This is a genomic window from Streptomyces niphimycinicus, from assembly GCF_018883605.1.
GTDB lineage: Bacteria > Actinomycetota > Actinomycetes > Streptomycetales > Streptomycetaceae > Streptomyces > Streptomyces niphimycinicus.
Genome location: NZ_JAHLEM010000502.1, coordinates 1 through 504, shown reverse-complemented (window position 1 = coordinate 504; position 504 = coordinate 1). Strand labels below are relative to the sequence as shown.

Here is a 504-nt window from a genome sequence, read left to right as displayed (position 1 = left end):
CCCGCCGCGACCGCGTCCACCGCGCGCCGCGCCGGGATCCGCACCAGACCGCGGAACAGCGGCGAGACCGCGCCACTTGCGGCCAGGGTGCGCAGGGCCGCGATGTCCACCCGCATCGGCACCAGCGACGCCTCGCGGACGGTCAGCGCGGTGTCGAGCAGCGCGAGGCCCTCCGCCACCGGCAGCGGCGGCAGTCCGGCGCGCCGCATCCGGGCGATGTCGGCCTCGTCCAGGGTGCTGCCCATACCGGCCCCGGCCCACAGGCCCCACGCCAGCGCGGTGGCGGGCAGGCCCTGGGCGGCGCGGTGCTGGGCGAGAGCGTCCAGGAAGACGTTGGACGCGGCGTAGTTGCCCTGGCCCGGGCCGCCGAACACACCGGAGGAGGACGAGAACAGCACGAAGGCCGCCAGGTCCAGCTCGCGGGTCAGCTCATGCAGATTCCACGCGGCGTCCACCTTCGGACGCATGACATGGTCGACGCGCTCGGGCGTCAGCGAGCCGATC

Annotated in this window: 1 protein-coding gene; it reads right to left on the bottom strand. The window is 75.2% G+C overall.

The genetic code is table 11. The annotated features are described in order from the left end of the window. Positions 1-504 (bottom strand): KR domain-containing protein (locus KN815_RS34265; RefSeq protein ID WP_216345745.1); only part of this gene is annotated, 504 nt, incomplete at both ends.